16 protein-coding genes, 1 tRNA gene and 1 pseudogene are annotated in these 18,252 nt (G+C 64.8%); 10 read left to right on the top strand and 8 right to left on the bottom strand.

Going from position 1 to position 18,252, the window contains the following annotated elements; all coding sequences use genetic code 11:
* Positions 1-8 precede the first annotated feature (8 nt).
* Genes IB257_RS25465 through IB257_RS25450 form a run of 4 tightly spaced genes read left to right on the top strand, consistent with a single transcriptional unit; the run spans position 9 to position 3,954 of the window.
* Positions 9-1,640, top strand: a complete 1,632-nt coding sequence (locus tag IB257_RS25465) for an ABC transporter ATP-binding protein (RefSeq protein ID WP_192493011.1) — start codon at positions 9-11, stop codon at positions 1,638-1,640.
* A 39-nt stretch (positions 1,641-1,679) separates the two neighbouring features.
* The gene (locus IB257_RS25460) at positions 1,680-1,970 is read left to right on the top strand and encodes a cupin domain-containing protein (protein WP_054458265.1); all 291 of its coding nucleotides are present in this window, start codon (positions 1,680-1,682) and stop codon (positions 1,968-1,970) included.
* Between the two features lie 17 nt (positions 1,971-1,987).
* The gene (locus IB257_RS25455; protein WP_175214315.1) at positions 1,988-3,052 is read left to right on the top strand and encodes a histone deacetylase family protein; all 1,065 of its coding nucleotides are present in this window, start codon (positions 1,988-1,990) and stop codon (positions 3,050-3,052) included.
* Between the two features lie 14 nt (positions 3,053-3,066).
* Complete coding sequence (locus tag IB257_RS25450; RefSeq protein WP_119451615.1) at positions 3,067-3,954, top strand: DMT family transporter; 888 nt, start codon at positions 3,067-3,069, stop codon at positions 3,952-3,954.
* 10 nt (positions 3,955-3,964) lie between these two features.
* On the opposite strand, the gene IB257_RS25445 is transcribed toward IB257_RS25450, so the two are convergent.
* Positions 3,965-4,990, bottom strand: a complete 1,026-nt coding sequence (locus IB257_RS25445; RefSeq protein ID WP_125471405.1) for a LacI family DNA-binding transcriptional regulator — start codon at positions 4,988-4,990, stop codon at positions 3,965-3,967.
* A 132-nt stretch (positions 4,991-5,122) separates the two neighbouring features.
* On the opposite strand from IB257_RS25445, the gene IB257_RS25440 reads away from it, so the two are divergent.
* The 4 genes from IB257_RS25440 to IB257_RS25425 are packed head-to-tail and all read left to right on the top strand — an operon-like array spanning position 5,123 to position 9,867.
* Complete coding sequence (locus IB257_RS25440) at positions 5,123-5,665, top strand: TRAP transporter small permease (protein ID WP_054458269.1); 543 nt, start codon at positions 5,123-5,125, stop codon at positions 5,663-5,665.
* Positions 5,666-5,707: 42 nt separating this feature from the next.
* Positions 5,708-6,988: a TRAP transporter large permease gene (locus IB257_RS25435; RefSeq protein WP_054458270.1), complete on the top strand. Its 1,281-nt coding sequence runs from the start codon at positions 5,708-5,710 to the stop codon at positions 6,986-6,988.
* A 22-nt stretch (positions 6,989-7,010) separates the two neighbouring features.
* Entirely contained in the window at positions 7,011-8,027 is a 1,017-nt protein-coding gene (locus IB257_RS25430) for a TRAP transporter substrate-binding protein (protein ID WP_054458271.1), read from the top strand.
* Between the two features lie 58 nt (positions 8,028-8,085).
* Entirely contained in the window at positions 8,086-9,867 is a 1,782-nt protein-coding gene (locus IB257_RS25425) for an IlvD/Edd family dehydratase (protein WP_175214316.1), read from the top strand.
* A 9-nt stretch (positions 9,868-9,876) separates the two neighbouring features.
* On the opposite strand, the gene IB257_RS25420 is transcribed toward IB257_RS25425, so the two are convergent.
* Positions 9,877-10,269 (bottom strand): YbaN family protein, encoded by a 393-nt coding sequence (locus tag IB257_RS25420; RefSeq protein ID WP_175161104.1) that lies wholly within the window; start codon positions 10,267-10,269, stop codon positions 9,877-9,879.
* 208 nt (positions 10,270-10,477) lie between these two features.
* On the opposite strand from IB257_RS25420, the gene IB257_RS25415 reads away from it, so the two are divergent.
* Positions 10,478-11,974 (top strand): methyl-accepting chemotaxis protein, encoded by a 1,497-nt coding sequence (locus IB257_RS25415; RefSeq protein WP_175182145.1) that lies wholly within the window; start codon positions 10,478-10,480, stop codon positions 11,972-11,974.
* 111 nt (positions 11,975-12,085) lie between these two features.
* Positions 12,086-12,724 carry a LysE family translocator gene (locus tag IB257_RS25410; protein ID WP_125471399.1) on the top strand — a complete coding sequence of 213 codons (639 nt, stop codon included), beginning with the start codon at positions 12,086-12,088 and terminating at the stop codon, positions 12,722-12,724.
* Between the two features lie 90 nt (positions 12,725-12,814).
* On the opposite strand, the gene IB257_RS25405 is transcribed toward IB257_RS25410, so the two are convergent.
* The 6 genes and pseudogenes from IB257_RS25405 to truA form a co-directional block, all read right to left on the bottom strand.
* The gene (locus IB257_RS25405; RefSeq protein ID WP_054458275.1) at positions 12,815-13,009 is read right to left on the bottom strand and encodes a hypothetical protein; all 195 of its coding nucleotides are present in this window, start codon (positions 13,007-13,009) and stop codon (positions 12,815-12,817) included.
* A 159-nt stretch (positions 13,010-13,168) separates the two neighbouring features.
* Positions 13,169-14,749 (bottom strand): sensor domain-containing diguanylate cyclase, encoded by a 1,581-nt coding sequence (locus IB257_RS25400; RefSeq protein ID WP_217472169.1) that lies wholly within the window; start codon positions 14,747-14,749, stop codon positions 13,169-13,171.
* A gap of 395 nt (positions 14,750-15,144) precedes the next feature.
* Positions 15,145-15,221: transfer RNA gene (locus IB257_RS25395), tRNA-Val, on the bottom strand.
* Positions 15,222-15,443: 222 nt separating this feature from the next.
* Positions 15,444-16,112 (bottom strand): annotated as a pseudogene (locus IB257_RS25390) (phosphoribosylanthranilate isomerase); the annotation flags it as partial.
* 63 nt (positions 16,113-16,175) lie between these two features.
* Positions 16,176-17,387, bottom strand: coding sequence for a TRAP transporter substrate-binding protein (locus IB257_RS25385; RefSeq protein WP_192493009.1), 1,212 nt, complete (start codon positions 17,385-17,387; stop codon positions 16,176-16,178).
* Between the two features lie 52 nt (positions 17,388-17,439).
* Positions 17,440-18,249, bottom strand: coding sequence for a tRNA pseudouridine(38-40) synthase TruA (gene truA, locus IB257_RS25380; RefSeq protein ID WP_119451610.1), 810 nt, complete (start codon positions 18,247-18,249; stop codon positions 17,440-17,442).
* Positions 18,250-18,252: the final 3 nt, after the last annotated feature.

The following is an 18,252-nucleotide window of genomic DNA, read 5'->3' as shown; positions in this document are numbered from 1 at the left end:
AGGACGGCATGAACGCTTCCACTCCTTTGCTATCCATCCAGAACCTGAGCATCGCCCTGCCCAAAGGCGGCGACCGCCCCTATGCCGTGCAGGACGTGTCGTACGACATCCGCGCCGGCGAGATCCTCTGCATCGTCGGCGAATCGGGCTCGGGCAAGTCCATGAGCGCCAACGCCATCATGGGCCTGCTACCCGACTACCTGACGCCGCAGCAGGGCCGCATCCTGTTCCGCGGCCAGGACCTGCTGCGGCAGGACGAAGCCACGCTGCAAGCCATGCGCGGCAAGGACATGGCGATGATCTTCCAGGAGCCCCTGTCGGCGCTCAACCCCCTGATGACGGTAGGCGAGCAGATCAGCGAAGTCATGCGCGTGCACAACGCGTATCCGGGCGCGCAGCGCATGGCCCGCACGCTGGAGCTGCTGGCCTTCGTAGGGCTGCCCGACCCCGCCACGCTTTACCACGTCTACCCATTCCGCCTGTCGGGCGGACAGCGCCAGCGCGTGATGATCGCCATGGCCCTGGCGCTGGAGCCTGCACTCCTGATCGCCGACGAACCGACCACCGCGCTGGACGTCACCACCCAGGCGCAGATCCTGGCGCTGATCGCCCGCATCCAGAAGGAAAAAGGCATGGGCGTGATGTTCGTCACCCATGACTTCGGCGTGGTGGCCGAAATCGCGCACCGGGTCGCCGTGATGGAAAAAGGCGTCCTGGTCGAACAGGGGCCGGCGGACGAAGTGCTGAACCGGCCCCGCCACCCCTACACGCAACGCCTGATCGCGGCCGTGCCGCACCGCCGTGGCGCCGAGCGCGAGTCCGCCCCGCACGACCAGCCCGTGCTGGACGTGCGCGACTTGAAGAAGACCTACGTGGTGGGCCGCGGCTGGCTGGGCGGCAAACGCGAGGTTCACGCGGTCGACGGCGTCAGCTTCAGCGTGCGGCGCGGCGAGACGCTGGGCATCGTGGGCGAATCGGGCTCGGGCAAGTCCACCATCGGCAAATGCCTGCTCAAGCTGGTGGGCATCAACGGCGGGCAGTTGATCTTCAACGGCCAGGACATCGCCGCCATGCCGGAATCGCGCTTCCGGCCGCTGCGCCACGACATCCAGATGATCTTCCAGGATCCGTTCGCCTCGCTCAACCCGCGCCATACCGTAGGCCGCATCATCAGCGACGGCCCCGTCGCCAACGGCGTGCCGCGCGCCCAGGCCGAAGCGCGGGTGCGCGAGCTGCTGTCGCTGGTCGGGCTGGACCCGTCGGCCTTCGATCGCTATCCCAACCAGTTTTCGGGCGGACAGCGCCAGCGCATCGGCATCGCGCGCGCGCTGGCGCTGGAGCCCAAGGTGCTGGTGGCCGACGAATCAGTGTCGGCGCTGGACGTCTCGGTTCAGGCGCAAGTACTGCAGCTATTGCACGATTTGCAGCAACGCCTGAAGATCGCACTGGTCTTCATCACCCACGATTTGCGCGTGGCGGCCCAGATCTGCAATTCCGTGCTGGTCATGCATCGCGGCAAGGTGGTCGAGTACGGCTCGCCCGCGCAGATCTTCGACAACCCGCAACACACCTATACGCGGCAGCTGATCGCCGCGGTCCCCGGCCAGCACTGGGACCCGACCAAGGCGCGAGCGGCCTGAAGCGCACAAGAATATTCATACTTCCAAGGAGAACGCCCCATGCAACGCCCCGCCGCCATACCGACCGTGCAGATCGACAATGACATGGTCACCGTCACCGAATGGCGCTTCCCGCCCGGCGGCGAAACGGGATGGCACCGCCATGGAATGAACTACGTGGTGGTCCCGCAGACCACCGGCCCGCTCTTGCTGGACACGCCCGACGGCGAAATCACCAGCCAGCTCACCACCGGCGTGGCCTACTACCGGCCCGTGGGCGTAGAGCACAACGTGATCAATCCCGGCGACACGGAGTTCGTGTTCGTCGAAATCGAACTCAAGCACGCATAACGCCAGCGAGGGCAGCCATGAAGGCGTTTTTCTCGGAAGAGCAACTGCTGCATACGCCGCGGCAGTTCATGCGGCTTGGGCGCATCAGCGCGCCCACCGATCTGCCGGCACGGGCGGAAAGCCTGCAAGGCGCGCTGGCCGCGCGCGGCATCCGCGTCCAAGCGCCGGCTGACTACGGCCGCAAGCCGCTGCAGGACATCCACAGCCCGGACTACCTGGACTATCTGGAATCGGCCTATGCGCGCTGGCAGGCCCTGCGCTCGCCTGGCGTGGATCCGGGCCCCGAAGTGCTGCCCAATCTTTCGCCGTACTACAACGGCCGCATCGAGCTGGCTGGCCGCGGCCCCTGCCCGTCGCCCTCCATCGTGGCCCAGACCGGCTACTACCTGAGCGATCTATCGTGTCCCATCGGGCCGCAGACCTGGCGCTCGGCGCTGCGCTCCACGCATAGCGCGGTGGCCGCCGCCGACCACGTCGCCAGCGCCGGGGGCATGGCCTATGCCTTGTGCCGGCCCTCGGGCCACCATGCCCACCGCGACCGCGCGGGCGGCTTCTGTTATCTGAACAGCAGCGCGGCCGCGGCCAACCGGTTGCTTCAGACCTGGTCCAAGGTGGCGGTGCTGGACGTCGACGCCCACCATGGCGATGGCACGCAGAACATTTTTTATCAGCGCGGCGACGTCATGACGGTATCCCTGCACGCCGACCCCGCCGGCTACTACCCCTTCTATACCGGCTATGCGCATGAGCGCGGCTACGGCGCGGGTGAAGGCTGCAACCTGAACCTGCCGCTGCCGCACGGTTCGGGCAACGACTCCTTCCTGCGGGCGCTGGATACGGCGCTCGCCGCCCTGACCGGCTACGCGCCGCAGGCGCTGGTGCTGGCCCTGGGCTTTGACACCTACAAGGACGATCCCATCAGCGTGCTCAAGCTCGACATCGATGCCTACCGCGACATCGGCGCGCGCGTCGCCAGCCTGGGACTGCCCACCGTGATCGTGCAGGAAGGCGGCTACATGGTCGAGGCCATCGGCCCGGCTCTGGACGCGTTCCTGCAGGGCGCGGGCCAGGCGGCAGCCTGAGTCCTCCCGCCCACATGAGCTCCGTTCCCATCGCGTTACCCTCGCCCGCCGCCGCGCGCCAGACGGGCATCCTGCTGTTCTTCGCAGCGTTGGTGGCCTTTGCCACCTTCGATGCGGGGTCCAAGCACATGCTGGCGCGCTATCCCGCGCCCTTCCTGAACATCATGCGCTATTCGGCGGTGGCCGTGCTGGCGGTGGCGCTGTTGTGGCGGCACCGCGGCGGACTGCGTCTGCGCGATGCGCCCGAAAAGCCGCTGTTGATCCTGCGTGGCCTGCTGCTGGCCACGGTCGGTACCTGCTTCATGACGGCGCTGATCTGGATGCCGCTGTCGGAAGCCACCGCCATCTACTTCACCTCGCCTCTGATCATGGTGGCGCTGTCGCCCTGGCTGCTGGGCGAGCGGGTGCGACCCGCCCAGTGGACAGCGGTGGCGGCGGGCTTTGGCGGCATGCTGCTGATCGTGCGGCCGGGCTCCAACCTGCCGTGGCTGGGCACGCTGCTGATGGCGGTGTCCGCGGTCAGTTACGCAGTGTTCCAGGTGCTGACGCGCAGGCTCTCGGGCAAGGTGCCCGGGCCCATCCAGTATGCCTACACGGCCTTCATCTGCCTCGTCGTCACCGGGCTGCCCGCGCCCTTCTTCCTGCCGGATCCGTGGCCGGATCTTGCCGACATGCTTTTCATCGTCGGCTTGGGCGCCTGCAGCGGATTGGCGCAGATCTTTCTGATATCCGCCTTCCAGCGCGTGGCGGCGGCGACCCTGGCGCCCCTGAACTACTTCCAGCTGCTGCTGGCGGTGCTGTTCAGCACCTTCTGGTTCCAGCGCCCGCCCGATGGGCTGGCCCTGGCCGGCATGGGGTTGATCATCGCCTCCGGCGTATTCCTGGCGCTGCGCCGGGGCTGAGGCTTGGCGCTCAGCTGGTTTCGCGCTGCACCAGCTTGAAGCCCAGGTCCACATGGCGCTCGGCGACGGCCTCGCCGGCCAGATGGCGCATCAGCAGGCCCGCGGCCGATACGCCGATCTGGTAGCGCGGCGTGGCGATGGTCGACAGCGGCGGCGTGGTCCAGGCCGTGCCCGCTACGTCGTGGAAGCCGACGATGGCCATGCGTTCCGGCACCGGCACGCCCAGCCTTCCGCACTGGAACACCGCCCCCTGGGCCAGGTCATCGTTGCAAAAGAACAGCGCATCGCAGTCGGGATGACGCTCGCGCAGCGCTTCCAGCAGCGAGGCTCCCAGGCCGATGGATGATTTCTCCGGCGTCATGATTTCCAGCGCCGCGTCATACAGGCCCGCGTCCCGCAGCGCCTGGCGGCAGCCTTCGCAGCGGCGCAGCGACCTCGGATCCAGTTGCGCGCCGACGATGCCGATACGGCGGTAGCCCCGCTCCACCAGATGGCGGCCCGCGGCATAGCCGGAATCGAATTGCGAAAAACCCACGCTCATGTGCTCGCCGCCGTCCAGCGTCTCGATCGTGTGCACGGTGGGAATGCGCTGCGTGTCCAGCAGGTCCCATACGCCAGGGTTGTGGTCGATGCCGGTCAGGATCAGGCCGTCGGGCGCGTGCTGCAGGTACTTGCGCAGCAGAGCCTCCTCCTCGTCCAGCGAATAGCCGGTCACGCCGATCAGCATGTGGTAGCCGTGCCGGTCCAGCTCTTCCTTGATCCCCGCGATGATGTCGACGAACACCACGTTGCTCAGCGACGGAATCAGCGCCACGATGGTCTGCGAACGCGCCGACGCCAGCGCGCTGGCCGCATGGTTGGGCACGTAGCCCAGTTCCTGGCACACCCGCGCGATGCGCAGCCGCAGTTCTTCCGCCACCTTGTCCGGCGTGCGCAAGGCGCGCGATACCGTGATCGCGCTCACGCCCACGCGGCGCGCGACATCCTGCATGGTGACGCGGCCGGCGCGTGAACTGCGGGGTTTACGGATGGACATCGGTCCTCGGCATGGGTTGGTGAGCGCGTAGTCTGACGCAAAAAACTGGGGCTTGCCAAACGCAAAATGTTAGCGCTAACATTTCGCACAGCATAACCCTAAAAAATTCCGGGAAACGGATAGGAGACAAGCATGCAAGCTTCCCCACCGGGGCGGCCTGGCGGCACGCCGCTGGCCCGCGCCGCCAATTGGTGCTTCGCGCTGCAGACCTGGCTGATGGTGACCTGTCTGGCCGTCATGGTGGTGCTGCTGTTCGGCAACGTCGCGCTGCGCTACCTGTTCAACTCCGGCATCAACGTCTCTGATGAGATCTCGCGGCTGGCCTTCGTCTGGATGATCTTCCTGGGCTCGGTGATAGCGTTGCGCTCGCATCAGCACATCGGCGTCACCATGCTGGTCGAACGCTTCGGCCCCGCCGCCCGTCGCGCCTCGCACGTGTTCTGCCAGTTGCTGACGCTGTGGGTGCTGTGGCTGATGGCCGAGGGCAGCTGGACCCAGACCGTCATCGGCCTGGACACCGTGCTGCCTGTCACCGGCATGTCGCTGGCGGTGTTCAACGCCGCGGCCCTCTATGCGGCCGCCGCCATGGGCATCCTGACCTTGATCGATCTGGTGCGCGTCCTTGCGGGCGGGCCCTTGCCGGCGGAATCCAGCCCCGAAGACCCGCTGGTCTGACGGCTCCGCCTCCAACTCCCCTACCCCGCCCGGACGCCCGCAATGATCCTGACCGTTTTCCTGCTCGTGCTGCTGGGGCTGATCGCCCTGGGCATGCCTATCGCCTTCGCGCTGCTGCTCAGCGCGATCGCCATGATGTTCCAGCTGGACTTTTTCGATACCCAGATCCTGGCGCAGAACATGCTGTCTGGCGCCAACAGCTTCACCCTCATGGCGGTGCCGCTGTTCATGCTGGCCGGCGAACTGATGAACGCCGGCGGCATTTCGCGCCGTATCGTCAATCTGGCCAGCACCTTCGTGGGCCACATCCAGGGCGGCCTGGGCTACGTGGCCATCTTCGCCAGCGTGCTGCTGGCCGCGCTGTCCGGCTCGGCCGTGGCCGACGCCGCTGCGCTGGGCTCGCTGCTCATCCCCATGCTGCGCGAAAGGGGCTACGACGCGGGCCAGGCCTCCGGGTTGATCGCGGCCGGCGGCATCATCGCGCCCATCATTCCGCCCTCGATCTCGTTCATCATCTTTGGCGTCGCCACCAACGTGTCGATCACCAAGCTGTTCTTCGCCGGCATCGCGCCCGGACTGATGATGGGCCTGACCCTGGTCGCCGTATGGACCTGGGTGGCGCGCAAGCATGGCAGCATCAAGCCCTCGCCGCGCGAACCCTGGAGCAAGCGCTGGAAGGCGCTGCGCGAATCGCTATGGGCCCTGATGCTGCCCGTCATCATCATCGGCGGCTTGCGCGGCGGCATCTTCACGCCGACCGAGGCGGCCGTCGTCGCCGCGGTCTACGCGCTGCTGGTCAGCCTGTTCGTCTACCGCGAAATCGGCGTGCGCGACCTGGCGCCGCTCTTCATCAACGCCGCCAGCACCACCGCCATCGTCATGTTCCTGGTGGCCGCCGCCATGGTCTCGTCCTACATGATCACTCTGGCCGACATGCCGCAGGACCTGATCGCGCTGCTGGAACCCGTGCTGGACCAACCCAAGCTGCTGATGTTCGCCCTGCTGGTGCTGCTGACGCTGGTGGGCACGGTGATGGACCTGACGCCCACCATCCTGATCCTGGCGCCGGTGCTGATGCCGGTGGTCACCAAGGCCGGGATCGACCCCGTCTACTTCGGCGTGATGTTCGTCATGGTGGGTTGCGTGGGCCTGCTGACGCCGCCGGTGGGCACCGTGCTCAACGTGGTTTGCGGCGTCGCCCGCATCAATATGGAAACCATCTGCAGGGGCGTGTGGCGCTATGTCGTCGCCTACACGCTGCTGCTGATCCTGCTGGTGATCTTCCCCGAGCTGATCACCGTCCCCGCACGCTGGATGCATTAGAAAAACCCCAAGGAGGAGCACCATGATCACCCGTTTCAAGACCCGCATTCTTGTCCTGGCGACGGCGCTGTCCTGCGCCGTCGCCGGCGTCGCGTCCGCCGCCGACGTCAAACCTCGCCTGATCCGTTTCGGCTATGGCCTGAACGAGGAAAGCGTCCAGGGGCGCGCCGCGCGCCACCTGGCGCAGGAGCTGGAAAAAATCAGCGGCGGCAAGCTCAAGATGAAGACCTTCGGCTCGGCCAACCTGGGCTCGGACGAGCAGATGCAAAGCGCGCTGGTGGGCGGCGTGCAGGAAATGATGGTGGGGTCCACCGCGCCCCTGGCCGGCATGGTCAAGGAGTTCGGCGTGTTCGACCTGCCCTTCCTCTTCAACAGCGAAAAGGAAGCGGACGCCGTGCTGGACGGGCCTCTGGGCCAGGACATGCTGAAAAAGCTGGAAGCCAAGGGCATCATCGGCCTGGTCTATTGGGAAAACGGCTTTCGCAACATGACCAACTCCAAGCGCCCCATCGCGCGCGCGGAAGACCTGCAAGGCATCAAGCTGCGCGTGATGCAGAACCAGATCGCATTGGGCGTCTTCAATACGCTGGGCGCCAACGCCGTGCCCATGCCGTTCTCCGAACTGTTCACCGCGCTGGAAACCCGCACCGTGGACGGCCAGGAAAACCCCATCACCACCATCCAGAGCAGCAAGTTCTACGAGGTTCAGCCCTATCTGACCATCACCCGCCACGTCTACACGCCCTGGGTGGTGCTGGCGTCCAAGAAATGGTGGGACACCCTGTCGCCGGAAGAACAGAAGCTGATCCGCCAGGCGGCCGCATCCTCGCGCGACTTTGAGCGCCAGGACAGCCGTGCGGACTCCCAAAAGGCCATGACCACGCTGGAAAAGGCCGGCATGAAGATCAACACGGTCTCGCCCGAAGAGATCGCGCGCATGCGCCAGAAGGTGCAGCCGGTGGTCGACAAGTACACGCAGGACCTCGGCCCAGAGCTGGTCAAGCAGCTCAACGACGAGATCCAGAAGGCGCGCAACTAAGCCTTTGCGGCCCGCACGCGCGCCGGGCCGCCACGCAACCGCTGTAAACGAGAATCCCATGTCCCAGACTCCCCGCAAGCTGCGCAGCCAGAAGTGGTTCGACGATCCGGCCCACGCCGACATGACGGCCATCTATGTCGAGCGCTACCTCAACTACGGCCTGACGCGCCAGGAACTGCAATCTGGGCGGCCGATCATCGGCATCGCTCAGACCGGCAGCGACCTGGCGCCCTGCAACCGGCATCACCTGGCGCTGGCCGAGCGCATCAAGGCCGGCATCCGGGACGCGGGCGGCATCCCCATGGAGTTTCCCGTGCACCCGCTGGCCGAACAGGGCCGGCGCCCCACCGCCGCGCTGGACCGCAACCTGGCCTATCTGGGCCTGGTAGAGATCCTGCACGGCTATCCGCTGGACGGCGTGGTCCTGACCACCGGCTGCGACAAGACCACGCCCGCCTGCCTCATGGCCGCGGCCACCGTGGATATTCCCGCCATCGTGCTGTCCGGCGGGCCGATGCTGGACGGCTGGCACGACGGCCAGCGCGTCGGCTCCGGCACGGTCATCTGGCATGCGCGCAATCTGATGGCCGCGGGCAAGCTGGACTACGAAGGCTTCATGACGCTGGCCACGGCGTCGTCGCCGTCCGTCGGCCACTGCAACACCATGGGCACGGCGCTGTCGATGAACTCGCTGGCCGAAGCGCTGGGCATGTCGCTGCCCACCTGCGCCAGCATTCCCGCGCCGTACCGCGAGCGCGGCCAGATGGCCTACGCCACCGGGCTGCGTATCTGCGACATGGTGCGCGAGGACTTGCGCCCGTCCCATATCCTGACGCGGCAGGCTTTCGAGAACGCCATCGTCGTGGCCTCGGCGCTGGGCGCCTCCAGCAACTGCCCGCCGCACCTCATCGCCATGGCCCGCCACGCCGGCATCGACCTGAGCCTGGACGACTGGCAGCGCTTGGGCGAAGACGTGCCGCTGCTGGTCAACTGTGTACCTGCGGGTGAGCATCTGGGCGAAGGCTTTCACCGCGCGGGCGGCGTCCCGGCGGTGTTGCACGAACTGGCGGCAGCAGGCCGCCTGCATACCGATTGCGGCACCGTGTCCGGCAAGACCATCGGCGAGATCGCGGCTGCGGCCAAGACCAACAATGCGGACGTCATCCGCAGCTGCGACGCGCCGCTCAGGCATCGCGCGGGATTCATCGTCCTCTCGGGCAACTTCTTCGACAGCGCCATCATCAAGATGTCGGTCGTCGGCGAAGCCTTCCGCCACGCCTATCTGTCGGAGCCCGGTTCAGAGAACGCCTTCGAGGCGCGCGCCATCGTCTTCGAAGGCCCCGAGGACTACCACGCGCGCATCGAAGACCCCGCCCTGAACATCGACGAGCACTGCATCCTGGTGATCCGCGGCGCCGGCACCGTCGGCTACCCCGGCAGCGCGGAAGTGGTCAACATGGCGCCGCCCTCGCATCTGCTCAAGCGCGGCATAGACTCCCTGCCCTGCCTGGGCGACGGCCGCCAGAGCGGCACCTCGGCCAGCCCTTCGATCCTGAACATGTCGCCGGAAGCCGCGGTGGGCGGTGGCCTCGCGCTGTTGCGCACGGGCGACCGCATCCGCGTCGACCTGAACCAGCGCACGGTCACCGCCCTGGTGGATGAAACAGAAATGGAACGCCGCAAGCTGGAGCCGCCCTACCAGGCGCCGGAATCTCAGACGCCGTGGCAAGAGCTATACCGGCAACTGGTCGGCCAGCTTTCAACCGGCGGCTGCCTGGAGCCCGCCACCTTGTATCTGAAGGTCGTGGAAACACGGGGCGATCCCCGGCATTCGCATTGACGCCGGCGGCTACCGCGTTTGTCCGCTGCCGGCCTGCGGCCCCTGCGGCGCCGGCCGCGTGACGACGTAGGCCGCGCTAGCCAGGAAGAACACGGCGACGCCGGCGGCCAGCATCCACGACGGATGCGCGCCCCACCAGAACAGCACATAGCCCAGCGCCATGCCCAGGCAGGCGTAGGTCTTGCCCTTGCGCGATACGGCGCCCTGATCCCGCCAGGCGCGCAGGGCGGGACCGTAGGTCGGGCTATCCAGCAGCCATTTCTCGAGACGCGGCGAAGAGCGCGAAAAGCAGGCCACCGCCAGGATCAGGAAAATGGTCGTAGGCATGACGGGCAGAAACGCGCCGATCACACCCAATGCCAGCATCAGGCAACCCAGGCAGAGCCACAGTACTCTCATCATGATGGGCAGCAGGATATCCCAGGTTTTCCGCTCGCTTCAAACGCGCCGCGCAAAGCGCCGGTTTTCCGGCCGCCGGTATGGGGCGGATCACTTGGCCGCGTCGCGGCAACAGTAGAGAATAATTTGGAATATATATTCACAAATTGGAATTATTGAATAAAAATCGAACGTGCGCGGGTCCCCGCGCTTCCCGTAGCAAGGAACTGCCATGCGCAACGCAAGCGATTTGCTGGAAGACTCTTACCGCCGCACCGACCGGGCGATGCTGCCTCTGCTCTGGCTGCTGTTTGCCGTCGGACTGTGCTTGGCCCCTCAATACGGACGCTGGGGCGCCGCCATCGGCGTCGGCTTGGCCGCCGCAGGCATACCGTCGCTGTTGATACTCTGGCGGCCCGGCCGCTTGAGTACCCGCCTGGTCGTGGCCTGTAGCCTGATGGTGCTGGCCGCGCTCCATATCCATCTGATGTCCGGCATGGCCGAGATCCATTTCGGCATCTTCGTGCTGCTCTCGCTGCTGCTGGCCTATCGCGACTGGCGCACCATCCTGTGCGCGGCCGTCGTCATCGCGCTGCATCACCTGTCCTTCAACTTCCTGCAGCAATGGGGCTACGGAACAATTTGCTTCACCGAGCCGAGCCTGCCCATGGTGCTGTTGCACGCAGCCTATGTGGTGGTGCAGGCTGCCGCGCTAGGCTGGCTGGCCTGGAAAATGGAACGGGCCGCGGTGGCGGCCGAGGAACTGGCCCGACTCAGTGCGCATATCGGCCGTGAGGCTGGCGTGTTCGACCTGCGCTTTGGCGGCATGAGCATGGACAGCAGCCTGGGCCGCAGCTTCAAGGCCACGATGGACGCCGTGCACCGGACCCTGAGCGGCGTAAGGAACACCGCCACCGCTCTTTCCGCCGCCTCGCGCGACATCATGCAGGACAACCAGCAGCTCGAAGAACGCACCCGGACCCAGGCCGACTCCCTGGAGCGGACCGTTGCATCGATGCGCGACCTGGCCGCCAATGTCCATGACAACGCCGGCAACGCCTTGCAGGCCCGGCAGCTGAGCGACGAAGCGCGGCGCATCGCGGACACGGGCAGCGCCGCGGTAGCGGGCGTGGCGACGGTGATGGGAGAAATCCAGCAGGAAGCCAACAAGATCTCCGAAATCACCGGCTTGATCGACAGCATCGCATTCCAGACCAACATCCTCGCCTTGAACGCGGCGGTGGAAGCAGCCCGCGCCGGTGAAAGCGGGCGAGGCTTCGCGGTCGTCGCCACCGAGGTCCGCGCGCTGGCCCAACGCAGCGCCAGCGCCGCGCGCGAGATCCGCACCCTGATCGACGGCTCGCTGGAGAAGACCAGCAGCGGTTTCCGCCAGGCCGACCATGCCGCCGGCGTGATCCGCGAAGTCGTGGCCAGCATCGAGCGCGTGGCCGCCATCGTCGGTCAGATCGGCGACGCGGGCCGGGTCCAGGGTACGGACATCGACGAAGTCAACCAGGCCGTGACCCAGATGGACGAACTGACCCGGCAGAACGCGGCCCGGGTAGCCCAGGCCGCCGACGCCTCGGCGGCCCTCCAATCGCAGGCGACCGAGCTGCTGCAAGCCGTGGGCGTATTCCGCCTGCAGGATGAACGGCAGCCGCAAGCGCAGTCCGCCCCGAGGGCGGCCGCTCCAGGGCGCACCGCGCCGCTGGCGCTGGCGAGCGGCTGAGACCCGGATTTGCGCGAAACGCCTGCCGCCAGCAGGCGCTTCACCGTCCTTTGCAGGGCCGGACTTTCATGGAAGAATCATTGTCTCCCATGGCTCCAGCCCCCAACGACCATGACTCCCTTTGCTTCCATACTCGCTATCCTCGGTGCGCTGTGGCTCGGAGCCATGCTGCCGGGACCAAGCTTCATCATCGTCGCGCGCAAGGCCATCGGCCAGTCCCGCTGGGACGGCCTGGCCTCGGCCTTCGGCATGGGCGCAGGCGGCATGCTGTTTGCCGGCCTGGCGCTGGCGGGGCTGTATTCCCTGTTGCAAAGCGTGGAATGGCTGTACGTCGCGCTGAAAATCGCGGGCGGCGCCTATCTGCTTTACGTGGCTGCCGGCATCTGGCGCAACGCCAGGCAGCCTTTTGCCATGCCCGGCAGCAGCGCGCCAGCATCACGCAATGGACGTCGTTCCTTCTGGATCGGTCTCACGACCCAGTTGAGCAACCCCAAGACGGCCATCTGGTATGGCAGCATCTTCGCCGCGCTGCTGCCTCAGCATCCGCCGGCATGGACCTATTTCGCGCTGCCGCCCCTGGTGTTCCTGGTCGAATTCGGCTGGTATGCGATCGTGGCGCTCTGTTTTTCGACCAAGGGCCCGCGCGAGGTTTATCTACGGGCGAAGCAATGGATAGACCGGGCAGCGGCGGGCGTTATTGCGGCGCTGGGCTTGCGGCTGATTCTTAATGCGCCCAAAAACGGAATCTAGGAAAAGTCGGGTTTCCGATGCGCGACACGAGCAGCCGCAGCAGATAGAAGCCACGCCGCGGGTGGCGCTTCCCTGTAGACAGGCAAGAACTTACCGCAGCTTTTGCTGATAGAGCTCTTGCGCGCCTTCCAATGAGGCGCGCATTCCGTAAATCGTGCCTCCGCCGCCGCGGCTGAACCATAGTTCGTACTGCCACATCCCGTCCACGAAGACCCGGGAGATCGTCCAGCCCGCTGGCCCTTGCCAGTAATAGTCGTCCCGCTGCGTCCATTCCTCATCGATCATGCTTCGTCCCCTCTCGGCCGAAACCGGGCCGAATTGCGCTGCTGCCGACCTCAAATATACTGTATTTTTATACAGTATATTGGGCCGCAGCATGACGGCCTAGGGGGTATCGAGAAGGCTGGCGGATGCAGGTCTTCCCGGGCTCAGCCCGGCAGGCGGTTACGCAATCTGCATCTCACGCCGCGCCTGCTTGTCTGCATACATCAATTGATCTGCTTCCCTGAGGACGGCCTGCAGCGCGCTGGCCGATGGATCGGCATTCACAATGCCAAAGCTCGCGCCGGCATAGTGAAAACTGCAGTCGTCCAGGGTGTAGATGCCGCTGAGCAACGGGGCCAGGCGCGTGCGCATTGTTTCAACCACAGCATCAGCCGTCGGCCCTGACCTTGCGCCCAAGCCAACGACGACGAATTCGTCGCCCCCCCATCGACCCAGCACCTCTCCAGAACGCAGGCCTGCCGACAGACGTCGGCCAACCTCGATCAAGAATTTGTCGCCGATGTCGTGGCCGTAGGTATCGTTAATCGTCTTGAACCCATCCAGATCTATAAACGCGACTTGAACAGACCGCTGCGTCCGATTCGCCTCCGAGAAATACCGCTCCAACTCCGCCATGATCGCTCGCCGATTCGGCAAGCCGGTAAGCGCATCATGGTTGGCGGCATGCCGTTCATCCTGGCGGCGTCTCACCATTTGCGCGACCACATGGCTGGAGAGAAGGATCAGGACCAGACCGACCATCGCCACCAATCCCGTCGCCCACATATGCCGCTTGCGCATGGGCGCCAAAGATTCCAGCGAGGCCAGCGTGATCAAGTGGTATTGCCCATTAGCCAGCGCCTGCCGCCTCGCCAGATAGGGCCTGCCATCGATGAGCCAACGGCCGGATTGGATCGAGCCGGGTATGGCGCGAATATCCAGGGGTTCGCCGAGGTCTTCATCGCCATCGGAAGGCAGTACCGAATCGGCAGGCAAAAGCGCTGCGACATTACGCAGCATGAACGGCTCGGAAGAAGCCGTGGTTACCCTTCCCTGGCGATTCACAACCAACGCGATATGTCGCCCGGCCAGGTAAAGCGCCACATCCGGCGCATCGAACTTTACCGTCACTGAGCCCTGCGGCATGTCATTCGAGTCTTCGATGCGGCTGGCGACGAAATACGATGGACTCTTGTTCAACCGGGCAATGCCGAAGTAACTGCCATAGCCATCACGCAATGCGTCTTCGAGATAAGCCCGACCCGAGTAGATCATGCCGACGATGCTGTCGGGTTCCGCCCAGTTACTGGCCGTCACCGTATCGTCCGACATATTGTTCATATAAATGCGGGCGTATCGCAGATCGCTGGCCAGCTCATTCATGAAGTCGCCTACCCTGCGCACCAATGGATCCCGCGTGAACAGGGCCGCTCGCTGCTCTCGAGACAAGTCGGCTGCGCCGGGTGGATCCGTACGGTAACGGACGGCAAGCTGGATCACTTGGCCCTGGCGGGCCACCATGTTCGCTACGCTCACCATCTCGGTGAATAACCGATCCATGACGCGCGCAGTAATTCTTGCCTCGTATTCGGCGCTGGCGGCTAGGCTGTCCAGCCGCGATGCCTCCATTCCCTGCGACATCCAGCGTGCAATAGCTATCACCAACGCAAACCATGCCAGGGCCAGACCGAGCGTCACGCGACGCACGAGGGAATGGCCCTGCCGTTCACGTCTACCTTGTCGCGACAATTCTTCGCTCACAGGGTCCCCTGATTCAAACCAACGGCCTCAGGCAATCATCGGCCAATCCGCCAGTTGTACTGAAAGGAAATGTCTGGCGGCCGGTCAACGGAACGTGGCCAAAATGTTCGGCCACACGCTAATGAATCGCCATATTTCCATTATGCGTGGCTTACTTCAATATGATTCGGCGATTTACCGCGAACTGCGCAGAACGCACAGGCTTGAGTAAATGCAGGGCTAACGGCTGGCGTCGATAGCTGAAGAGTTTTCGCGCCTTTGCCATTGCCCCGCGAAAACCATGCTTGGTGGCATGGCGCGCGGCATGCAACGGACGAAACCCAAACAAAAAAGCCGCCAGATCATTGATCTAGCGGCTTTCTCTTTGCCGTGCTTGACAGCACTTTGCAGGAATTTGGTAGGCGGTATTGGAATCGAACCAACGACCTCCACGATGTCAACGTGGCGCTCTAACCAGCTGAGCTAACCGCCTGCAAAGAAGAAGAATTATATAGTGCTTTTTTAAACTATGCAAATCGTCTGGCAAGATTTTTTGCATTATTTATTGCGCTTCGAAGTTTGCGGCGTTTGCGAGGTTTACTTTCGCATGCCTTCAAGCTTGTCTGCGCAACGCGTTTGAAGTACCAGTTCCTGGGAACCTTGGACGCCGCTTTTCAGCCTTGCCCCACTACTTCAAACCGCCTGCACCGCACTACTAATTTCCCTTCAGCTTCGCGTCTGCCGCTTGCGCCGCAGCAACGAAGAACGAGATTCTATCAGAACTTTTAATTCCTTGCTCAAGCTCCACGCCGCTACTTACATCGACCGCCCAAGGCCTGACCAATTCCACGGCCTGCCCGACGTTTTCCGCGTTCAAGCCGCCCGACAGGATCAGGGGCCGAGACACCGGATCGGCCCTCACTTCGTCGAGCAACTCGTAGTCGAAACCATGACCGCTGCCACCGTAGCCCGCGCTGTAGCTGTCGAACAGCCAGCCTGCGGCTTCGCCATAGGCGCGGCATGTGGAGGCCAGGTTTTCCGCGGTGTCCAGGCCGGGCGCGCCGGCACGGAATGCCCGCAAAAAACGATGACCGTAGTGCGCGCAGTCCTGCGGCGTTTCATCGCCATGGAACTGCAGCAGCTCCGGCTTGACCTGGTCCAGCACGGCCTGCACCTCGGCCTCTTGCGCATTCACGAACAAGGCCACCACGTCGACAAAGGCGGGCACCATGCGCCGCAACTGGGCTGCGCGCGTCGGCGTCAGGCAACGCTTGCTCTTGGGGTAAAACACAAAGCCGATCGCATCGACGCCCGCCGCGACGGCGGCGTCGATATCCTGTTCCCGGGTCAATCCACAGATCTTGATGCGTGTGCGCATGAAACTCTTCGCTGGCTTGGCCGCCCTGCGCGGCCGGTCGAATCAGTATATCCGGCGTGCAGGCAGCACCTACGCGCCGGGCTGACCCACGGTGGCCACGAGATTGTCGAAGCTGCCCTCGGCCAGACGGAACCAGGGCGTTTCCTTGTCGCGAAACGCCGCCATGCTGTCGTAGAGCTTCTTGAACATGGGATCCTTGGCGCTCATTTCCTGGTAGGCGGCCAGCGAGGCTTCGTAGCTCGCCTGCAGGACCGGCTTGGGAAACGCTTTCAACTGCGCGCCGCGCGACACCAGTCGGCGCAGCGCGTCCGGATTGCCCGCGTCGTACTTGGCGATCATGTTGGCAGTCGCCATACGGCATGCCAGCGTCAAAGCGGACTGATACGGCTTGGGCAGTTCGTCGTAGGCGTCCTGGTTCACATACAAGGATAGCTGCAGCGTGCCCGCCCACCAGCCCGGAAAGTAGTAATTCCTGGCAACTTTATAGAGCGCCAGGTTTTCATCGTCGTAAGGGCCGATCCAAGCCACGGCGTCCACGACGCCCTGCTCCAGCGCGGCATAGGCTTCGGCCACCGGCACGTCCACGGGCGTGGCGCCCATCCGCGCCAGCACATGGCGGGCAAACCCGCCCGCCTTCACCTTGAGCCCGCGCAGGTCGTCCACGGTCTTGATTTCCCCGCGAAACCAGCCGCCCATCTGCGCGCCGGTATAACCGCAGGGAAAGTTCAGGATGTTGTACTTGTCGAACAGCACGCGCGTGAGCGCCAGGCCTTCCCCCTGCGTCATCCAGGCGTTCATCTGCCGCGTGTTCAGGCCGAACGGCACGCCGGCGTCAAAGCACAGCGCGGGGTCGACATCGAAGTAGCGGGTCGACGCCGTATGGCCACAATCGACGACGCGATGCTGCACGGCTTCCAGCACCTGCCCCGGCTGCACCAGGTCGCCGGCGGGAAAGATTTCGATGCTGAAGCGCCCGTCCGTCACCTCGTTCACGTAACGCGCCACGTCTTCGGCGCCGGCGAACAAGGTGGGAGACTCGTTGGGAAAACTGGAGGCCAGCCGCCAAGCGACCTTGGCTGGGGCTGCCACCACCGCCGGCGCTTCGGGCGCGGCGGCCGGAGCGGGCGGCGGGCTGGGCGGAGCCTCTTGCGGTCCCGCTGGCGGCGCCGACGGGGCCGGGATGGCGTTTTCCTCGGCCAACGGAACTTCCTGCGCGAACGCCGGAGCGACCAGAGCGGCGCCGCCCAGGGCGGTCTGCTTCAAAAACGCGCGGCGTTGCATGGCAAAAGCCTCCATCGGATACGGGCAGGCATCGCCGTTGCCGGCGGCATCCCTAATAGGTTTGAGTAAACGGCGACAGCAACTGCGATCCCCCGTCGAGCTCATCCAGGCCGAACTCTTCCGGATAATCGATGGCGGACAGGTACAGCCCATCGGGTGCGAAGGTCGGCGCGCCCCGCTTGCGGTCGCGCCAGGACAGCAACTGCGCCATCCAGTCCACCGATTCGCGCCCTTGCCCGATCTGCAACAGCGCGCCCATGATGTTGCGCACCATATGATGCAGGAAGGCATTGGCCTTCAGCGTGAACACCAGGAACGGCCCGCGCTCATCGATATCCAGCCGGTAGAGATGGCGCACAGGATGCTTGGCCTGGCACTGCGAGGAACGGAAGCTGGAAAAATCGTGCTCGCCCAGCAAGGCATTCGCTGCGGCCCGCATGGCATCGACGTCCAGCGGTTGAAAGCACCAGCCCGCCCGGCCCGCCCATAATGCCGGCCGCACCCGGCCGCGCCATAACAAATATACGTAGGTACGGGCGCGCGCGGAAAACCGCGCGTGGAATTCGTCCGATACCGGCTGCGCCCACTGGACTGAAATGCTGGGAGGCAGGAAAGCATTCACCCCCCGGACCCAGGACTCCATCCGGCGGTCGAGTTCAGTGTCCAGATGAATCACCTGCATCGCGCCGTGCACCCCGGTATCGGTGCGGCCGGCGCAGATCGTCGCCACCGGCCCTTCCACACCACAAAAACTGCCCAGGGCGGCCTCCAACGTGTCCTGCACCGTTTGCCGATGCGGCTGTGTCTGCCAACCCTGCCAAGCGGAGCCGTCGTACGCCAGCCCCAATGCAACTCTAGACATGTA

Source organism: Achromobacter sp. ACM03 (assembly GCF_014851665.1).
GTDB classification, from domain to species: domain Bacteria; phylum Pseudomonadota; class Gammaproteobacteria; order Burkholderiales; family Burkholderiaceae_B; genus Achromobacter; species Achromobacter aegrifaciens.
This window is presented reverse-complemented; position numbering and strand designations above follow the sequence as displayed.

Bases quoted from the DNA above. Each gene is read 5' to 3' on its own strand.
- IB257_RS25465 (WP_192493011.1), top strand. From the start codon at position 9: ATGAACGCTTCCACTCCTTTGCTATCCATCCAGAACCTGAGCATCGCC.
- IB257_RS25460 (WP_054458265.1), top strand. From the start codon at position 1,680: ATGCAACGCCCCGCCGCCATACCGACCGTGCAGATCGACAATGACATG.
- IB257_RS25455 (WP_175214315.1), top strand. From the start codon at position 1,988: ATGAAGGCGTTTTTCTCGGAAGAGCAACTGCTGCATACGCCGCGGCAG.
- IB257_RS25450 (WP_119451615.1), top strand. From the start codon at position 3,067: ATGAGCTCCGTTCCCATCGCGTTACCCTCGCCCGCCGCCGCGCGCCAG.
- IB257_RS25445 (WP_125471405.1), bottom strand. From the start codon at position 4,990: ATGTCCATCCGTAAACCCCGCAGTTCACGCGCCGGCCGCGTCACCATG.
- IB257_RS25440 (WP_054458269.1), top strand. From the start codon at position 5,123: ATGCAAGCTTCCCCACCGGGGCGGCCTGGCGGCACGCCGCTGGCCCGC.
- IB257_RS25435 (WP_054458270.1), top strand. From the start codon at position 5,708: ATGATCCTGACCGTTTTCCTGCTCGTGCTGCTGGGGCTGATCGCCCTG.
- IB257_RS25430 (WP_054458271.1), top strand. From the start codon at position 7,011: ATGATCACCCGTTTCAAGACCCGCATTCTTGTCCTGGCGACGGCGCTG.
- IB257_RS25425 (WP_175214316.1), top strand. From the start codon at position 8,086: ATGTCCCAGACTCCCCGCAAGCTGCGCAGCCAGAAGTGGTTCGACGAT.
- IB257_RS25420 (WP_175161104.1), bottom strand. From the start codon at position 10,269: ATGATGAGAGTACTGTGGCTCTGCCTGGGTTGCCTGATGCTGGCATTG.
- IB257_RS25415 (WP_175182145.1), top strand. From the start codon at position 10,478: ATGCGCAACGCAAGCGATTTGCTGGAAGACTCTTACCGCCGCACCGAC.
- IB257_RS25410 (WP_125471399.1), top strand. From the start codon at position 12,086: ATGACTCCCTTTGCTTCCATACTCGCTATCCTCGGTGCGCTGTGGCTC.
- IB257_RS25405 (WP_054458275.1), bottom strand. From the start codon at position 13,009: ATGATCGATGAGGAATGGACGCAGCGGGACGACTATTACTGGCAAGGG.
- IB257_RS25385 (WP_192493009.1), bottom strand. From the start codon at position 17,387: ATGCAACGCCGCGCGTTTTTGAAGCAGACCGCCCTGGGCGGCGCCGCT.
- truA (WP_119451610.1), bottom strand. From the start codon at position 18,249: ATGTCTAGAGTTGCATTGGGGCTGGCGTACGACGGCTCCGCTTGGCAG.